This window comes from uncultured Eubacterium sp. (genome assembly GCF_937958975.1).
GTDB lineage: Bacteria > Bacillota > Clostridia > Lachnospirales > Lachnospiraceae > Eubacterium_G.
The window spans coordinates 23,824-31,339 of sequence record NZ_CALGRE010000021.1 but is presented as its reverse complement, the minus strand read 5'-3'; the positions used below and the strand labels follow the sequence as shown (position 1 = coordinate 31,339).

Sequence of the window (7,516 nt, the reverse complement as noted above, 5' to 3'; positions counted from 1 at the left end):
GGAGTTCTGACGTGTGCTCTTCCGATCTTGTTACTGAGAATATTATGATTACCATAATAATCGGCTTTGATAATGGTAAAACTATCTTATAAAAGATTTGGAATATATTACATCCATCTATCTTCGCCGCCTCTATCAATTCTTTGGGGAGTCCTTCAAAAAACTCCTTAAACAGGACTACCCAAAAGGCATTGGCTCCATATGCCAGCCAAAGAGGTATAAATGAATTGTTGAGTCCAAGTTTATTAATGTTTACAAACAATGCAACAATACTTGTTGTTGTCGGTATCAAAAGGCTCCACATTACAAGTCCATTTATAATTTTGTGTCCCTTTGGTTTCAAAATTGCCAATCCATATGCCAATAAACCATTAAAGAAAATTGCGCATATGACACATCCTATCACCATAATAAATGAATTTTTATAATATTTTGCAAACTCTAACTTTGCCCAGGTTTCTTTGAATCCCTCAAAGTCAAACACTTTTGGAAGCAATGTTGCCTCTGTTGTAAATTCCTGAATATTTTTAAAACCTGATACCATTACCCAGAATGCCGGGTATATCGCAATTACTGCAAATATTAAACAAACTAAAACAATAAGAAGGCAGATAATTTTTACTCTTTTTGACTTTACATCAAAGCCTCTTATGGCTCCGTCTGTTTTGTCCTTATATTTATTAAAAAACATTACCGCACCTCCTATTCATCTTTTGATTTCGTAAGTTTCATATACAATCCACTTAACAAAATAAGAACTATACAAATAATAACGGAAAGTGCCGCTGCGTTTGGATAATCATACTTTGTAAATGCATATTTATATACAAGAAGCATGATTGACAAACTTGCATTGTTCGGTCCACCATTTGTCAACACCAACGGTTCGTATAAAATCTGGAATACTGATATTACCTGAAGAATCAGCATTGTTCTTCCAAGATTTAAAATACAAGGAATTGTGATATGATAAATTCTTCTCCAAATACCTGCTCCATCAATGGCTGCCGCTTCATAATATTCCGGATTGATTCCACTGATACCCGCCATATAGATAAGAGAGCTAGAACCTGCTCCTTTCCAAGTTAACGCTATTACAATTAATGGGATAACCAGCGCCGCATTGTTAAGCCAGACACTTGGTTCAATTCCACACTTTCCTAATAATATATTTAAAACACCAGTTGGACCGGGTTTGAAAAAGTAAACCCACAAAAGTGATACTGCCATTCCCGGAATCATATTCGGGAAATATACAGCAAACCGGAAAAAGCTTTTTCCTCTCACTGTCTCGCTGATGAACACTGCCAAAATTATTGGTACAACAAATCCGATGATTAACGACCATCCTATGTACTTAAATGTATTTGTAAATGCCGCCTTAAAGCTTACATCATTAAATACTTCTATGTAATTCTTTAATCCTATAAATTCCTGCAACTCTACACCCTTTGCAGAATAAAGTGACAATCTTATACTTTCTAACAACGGTTCCCACACAAAGAATGTGAAGAGAATAAGCGTCGGCACCATTATCAGCCAACCCATTAAATCGGATTTACCAAATTTATTTTTCTTCGTGGAAACCACATAACCCTTTTTATTATTTCTTTTTGTGCTCAATTCCAACCCCTCCTAAAAACAAGTCAATGATGATTACGGGACGGGGTACGCCCTTCGTTCTATTTTAGTAAGAGCAGGTGAACAGTCTGTTCACCTGCTCAATCAGTTTCATTATTCGCTCTTTGTAAATTCGCTGTCTAATGTTGTCTGGTAGTTTGAATTTGCCGTATCCATAAGTTCCTGAATGTTAGCATCTTTGTTTGTTAAAACTGCCTGAAGAACATTTGTAAGCTGTGCGTACATTTCCTGTGTATCACCTGCTTCTTCTGCTCTAGGGTTTCCTTCTGTGTTAACAGCGTCAAAGAATGACTGGAACATTGCCTCATCTACGTTTGAATATTCAGATACTACCTTATTATCTGCATCGATATATTCCTGATTTGTCCAGCATGGGAATGTATGAATAACAGGAACACCGTTGCTTACGCGGTTTGCTGCATCTGCCTGCATTCCTTTGATAGTAGTTTCATTTGCTTCCGGTGTCTTACCCATTGTCTCAAGGAAGTCAAATGCTGCGCTTATTTCTTCCGGTGTAGCATCTTTTGAGAACATATATGGCACACCACCTGTTAATGAATACTGTCCGCCAGGACCTGCCGGTATTGCACATAATGCTAATTTCTTAACATCAAGCCCATTTGTCTGTGTTGGCTGTGCAACAGCATCATTTGCTGCAATATACATAGCTGCTCCGCCTGTTCCTAACTGCTGGAAACCTGTTCCCCAATCTTCTGCTGTCGGGTCAGCTGTTAAAACATCATATTTCCATTTCAAATCATAAACCCATTTCATAGCGTCTACAGCTTCTTTTGAGTTAAGATTTGCTGTATATGTTCCATCACCATTGTCTGTAACTAAATTTGCGCCAAAGTTCCAAGCAATGTTTGAGAAATGCCATCCGCCCGAATTGTCTTTTGCAAGTAAGCAAAGGCCTGCAGCACCTGTCTTATCTTTGATTGTTTTTGCTGTCTGTGCCAATTCGTCCATTGTCTTAGGGAATTTTGGAACTCCCTTTTCATCTACTAAGCCTGCTTTTTTAAACAAATCAACATTACACATAAGACCTAATGCATAAGCGTCTCTAGGAACACCGTAAACTTTTCCGTCTTTGTCAGACAAAATTTTCTTAACGTCCTCACTCATCTTATCAAGCCAGCCACGCTTCTGTAATTCATCTGTAACGTCAGCAATAAGACCCTGTTTAATTAACTTCTGTGGTTCTGTAAACCATGACTCGAAAATTGTTGGGCAGTTACCTGACTGTGCCATGGATACAAAAGTATCTGTAGCATATGTATAAGGCGCTGGTTCTACAACAATATCAGGATGTGTCTCCTTCATTGTCTTTTGGTATCCTTCAAACATAGGAATATTTTCTGCCAAATCATCTCCCGGCCAGATACCTAATGTAATTGTAGTCTTACCTTTTTCCTCAGACTTTTCTTTGCTTCCACTGCTGCCACATCCTGCAAGCATAGTAACTGAGAGAGCTGCTACAAGTGCTAAACTCAATAATCTTTTCTTTCTCATCTCTTATCCTCCCATCTGATTGTTTGGTTTAGTTTATCGTTCAACTACACACACGTCTTTCTCTAAGACATTTTTTAACAATTTTCCCTTTAAAATAAGGCACTTTCTTTGAATTGTTAGTTTAGTTTATGCGTTTAACGTTAAACTTATGATAACATTTATGGATTTATATGTCAATATTACCATTAAAAATAAATTTAACAAATAAATATTACTGTTTTTTAATAAAAACGTTTACAAAATTGTGCATAATGCACAAAAGATACCTAAATCTTACTTTAGGTATCTTTGTTAAAAAAATATTATTAACTTTCAAATGCTACTATTATGCCTCCCTGCTCTGCATAATAACTGCACAAGCCTCCTGTCGGCATGATTTCTATCTGAGATTGTGGAAATTTTTCTTTTATTGTTTTTTCAATGTATTGTACTTTTTCATTATTAAAACAATGACTTATAATAATTTTCCCCCCCTTGTATGCGTTTTCTTCCATTTCATGAAACATTTTATCATAAACTGTGAGTTTTCCACGACACTTCTTTAAAATTTCTATTGTTCCCTTTTCACTTGCACAACACAATATTTTTATTCCAAGTATTCCGGCCATGCTTCCCTGAAGTCTGCTGACTCTTCCATTTTTAATAAGATTATCTAAAGACTCCAAAATAAATAGTAATTTTGTTCTCTTTTTATAAGCTTCTATCTGCTCTTTTATCTCCTCAAAAGAATGCCCCTCAGATATTAATTCCTGCAATTTTTCTGCAAGTATCGCAAGTCCCGGCCCGGCCGACTTTGAATCAATTATATATATTTTTTTATCCTGATTTTTTTCGAGAACCATTTTTTTAGCAGTCATAGCGCTATTGTAACTCCCCGAAAGTTCACTGGTAATTGTTATAGCAAAAACTTCATCCGCTGACATAAACGCATTATACCAATTCATCGGGGAGGGCGCTGCACTGCTTGTAGCACCGCTATACGCTTTCATTTCTGTCATAAATCCAGAAACATCTAACTCATTATTATCTACAAACTCTTTCTCGCCAACCCTCAAAGTAAGTGGCACTCTTTCATAATATATATCAGACTGTTTGCTTCCCTTTAAAACTTTTAAATCACACCCTGAATCCACAATTATTCCAAATTTCATTTTTGCCTCCTAATACTTCTATCACCAAGTTTATACATTTTTCTAAAATTTATAATTAGACTTTTCTCTTGCATGTAGTTTTTATTACTACTTGTTATTGTATACTCTGTTATAATATGATACAATTTACAAAACAATGCATTGTGTAAACTTATTAATATATAAGCCGTAAAACCCGGCATAAGAATGGAGACTTATGAAATATATACCATTTTACAATTTCACACAGAGAAACCGCTTTACAAGACAATGTATCGGGGAAGCAATTATTTCATTGGTGAAAACCAAAGACTTTGAACATATTACTATATCTGATATCGTAAAAAAAGCCGGTGTTTCGCGAATGACCTTTTATAAATATTATCACTCAAAAAAAGATGTAATTAAAGATTATATGGGTGAAATTATTTCAGGATATCTGGAAAAATGTGACGGAAAATTTACTATGAAGGATTTTCAGGACTACCAACATATTAAAGAGGCTATTTTATTTTTTGACAATTATTCTGATTTTTTACTTACACTATCCAAAGCAAGACAGTATGATATTATTGTCGAAGCACTAAACGAATTTATGTTAACCTATGTTTACCCGGAATATACCGGTTCCATTTATGAATTGTATTTTTATTCCGGCGCATTACTAAACACATTTCTAAAATGGGAAGAATCCGGAAAAAAAGAACCGTTAGATGAAATCGTTCATATCATATTATCCTTAATAAAATAAAACACACATGTTCCGGTACATTTTTTTGTTTCGAAACATGTGTGTTATTTATTTTACAATTCTTTCTATCGTTTTAAATCTTTTCATTTTCTTTACAGATAATGTCAACCAACGGAACATAGATTCCGATGCGAAAGAGAACATTACAAACAATAATACACAGCTGCTGGACATTCCCTTTAATGCAAATACATCCTTGAGGAATATTCCACATACAAGAAGACCAACAATGCTTCCTATTAGAACTAAAACCCGAAAGCGGTTCAACGGCTCGCTGATTTTAAATAAAATCATAAATCCTATAATTGCTAAAAGCATTGTAGCTGCTGTAGCAACATCCCCCGATGAAAGTCCAAATGCCCTTCCGCATAAAACAATCGCTCCCACCGCAATAACATCTGTAAGACCTGCCGGTAATGCTCTTAAAAATACATTAATAATAAACTTACCTTTTATCCGGCTTTTGTTTGGCTCCATGGCTAGGAAAAATGCAGGGATTCCAATTGTAAAACCACTAATCAGAGATATCTGTGATGGCTCTAGCGGATACGTTATCATAAAAACTGCCGCAAAAATGGATAATAAGAATGAAAAAATATTCTTTACCAAAAACAGACTTGCCGAGCGCTGTATGTTATTCACTACACGTCTGCCTTCTAAAACAACTGAAGGCATGCACGAAAAATCTGACTCTAATAATACTACTTGCGATGCCTGTGCCGTCGCCTCACTTCCGGATGCCATAGCAACACTGCAATCGGCATCTTTCATTGCCAGAATGTCATTGACACCATCACCGGTCATGGCAACGGTATGTCCCTGTTCCTGTAGTGCATTGACAATCTTTTGTTTCTGTTTTGGAGTCACCCGCCCAAAAACTGTATATGTGTTTACAGCGCTTTCTATATCAGCATCTGTTGCCAGAGATGTGGCATCTACAAAATTTTCTGCTCCACTTATCATTGCCTGTCTCGCAACTTCTGATACAGTCTCCGGATTGTCTCCCGATATTACCTTAACATCTACTCCCTGCTTCTCAAAATATTTAAAAGTATCAGGTGCTTTTTCACGGACAGCATTTGATAGAGTGATGAATCCATATGGTATCACTTTTTCAGTGAGCGGCTTTCCATCCACAGTCCCTAAATATTTTCCAAAAGCAATGACACGATAACCTTTTTTGGTATATTCCCCAATACTTTCTTCGTAATATTGATAATCGTCTCTCAGTATCATTTCCGGCGCTCCCAGCACAAACGCCCCATCAGAATATGTGACACTGCAATATTTTACCTTAGAAGAAAATGAGGTCTTATTTACTGCAACTCTTCCACTCACTTCTGTGAACCGCTCCTGAATTGCCTCCATTGTAATATTATCCGAAGTCATATTTGCTGCAAAATCAGATAAAAGTGTTTCAAGATTTTTGCTTTCACCTTCCGGAATATCCTCTGCCTCTATTAACTCATTTACAGTCATTTTATTTTCAGTAATCGTTCCCGTCTTGTCTACACACAAGACATCTACTCGCGCTAATGTCTCGATACTCTTCATATCATGCAGAAGCACCTTTTGTTTTGCCAGTCTGATGGTACTCACTGCCAGCGCAACTGTCGTCAATAAGTATAATCCCTCCGGTATCATTCCGATTACTGCCGCAACCATTGACACAATACTCTGCCTGAAACCTTCATCGTTGAATACATAGCTCTGTACAAACAAAATAATTCCCACAGGTATAATTGCAATACCAACCCATTTGACCAGCTTATTAATCGAGCGAATCATCTCCGACTGCTCTCCACTGCCCATTTTTTTTGCCTCTAAAGTGAGCCTGGATATATAGGAATCCTCCCCGACTTTCTCTAGCCTTGCATAGCACTCACCCGAGACAATAAAGCTCCCTGAGAGCAAATGCATTCCCGGCGTCTTTGTCAATTCATCAGATTCACCGGTAAGAAGGGATTCATTTACAGATATCTCACCTTTTACTACAACTGCATCCGCCGGAATTTGTTCTCCGCCACGAAAAATAACAATATCATCTGCTACAAGGCTCTCTGAGTTTACTTCTTTCTCCTGACCATCTCTTACTACTATCGTACTGGGGGCATTTAAAATACTCATTTTTTCGAGAACATTTCTGGCACGGATTTCCTGATATATTCCAATCAAAGTATTTCCAATTACGACAGGAAGAAATGTGAGACTTCTAAAAGACCCTGCAATACAGACTAAAACAGCAAGGAAAATAAATATCATATTAAAATATGTGAATGTATTTTCTAAAACAATTTCCCTTGTGGTCTTCGCCACCGAATCTACAGCCTTATTTACAAGACCTTTTTCAATTCTCTCTTCTACCTGTTTCTGATTTAATCCTGTTTTATAATCCGTCTCATGTATGTTCATTGGTACCCCTCGTCTATTCCACTATCCTATGTTTACATTATAACAATCTTTTTTTATCATATCCTTATTT

The 7,516-nt window shown here is 36.6% G+C and carries 5 protein-coding genes; 1 reads left to right on the top strand and 4 read right to left on the bottom strand.

Annotated elements, in window-relative coordinates; all coding sequences use genetic code 11:
* Window positions 1-702 precede the first annotated feature (702 nt).
* The 3 genes from Q5O86_RS03540 to Q5O86_RS03530 form a co-directional block, all read right to left on the bottom strand.
* Window positions 703-1,623, bottom strand: a complete 921-nt coding sequence (locus tag Q5O86_RS03540; protein WP_302625772.1) for a carbohydrate ABC transporter permease — start codon at window positions 1,621-1,623, stop codon at window positions 703-705.
* Between the two features lie 111 nt (window positions 1,624-1,734).
* A complete protein-coding gene (locus Q5O86_RS03535) occupies window positions 1,735-3,153 on the bottom strand; it encodes an ABC transporter substrate-binding protein (protein ID WP_302625771.1) in 1,419 nt (472 codons plus the stop codon).
* Between the two features lie 305 nt (window positions 3,154-3,458).
* Entirely contained in the window at window positions 3,459-4,304 is an 846-nt protein-coding gene (locus Q5O86_RS03530; protein WP_302625770.1) for a DegV family protein, read from the bottom strand.
* A gap of 196 nt (window positions 4,305-4,500) precedes the next feature.
* Here Q5O86_RS03530 and Q5O86_RS03525 point away from each other — a divergent pair, with 196 nt between their 5' ends.
* On the top strand, window positions 4,501-5,034 hold the full coding sequence (locus Q5O86_RS03525; RefSeq protein WP_302625769.1) for a TetR/AcrR family transcriptional regulator: 534 nt from the start codon (window positions 4,501-4,503) through the stop codon (window positions 5,032-5,034).
* Window positions 5,035-5,082: 48 nt separating this feature from the next.
* On the opposite strand, the gene Q5O86_RS03520 is transcribed toward Q5O86_RS03525, so the two are convergent.
* Window positions 5,083-7,446, bottom strand: a complete 2,364-nt coding sequence (locus tag Q5O86_RS03520; protein WP_302625768.1) for a cation-translocating P-type ATPase — start codon at window positions 7,444-7,446, stop codon at window positions 5,083-5,085.
* Between the last annotated feature and the right edge of the window lie 70 nt (window positions 7,447-7,516).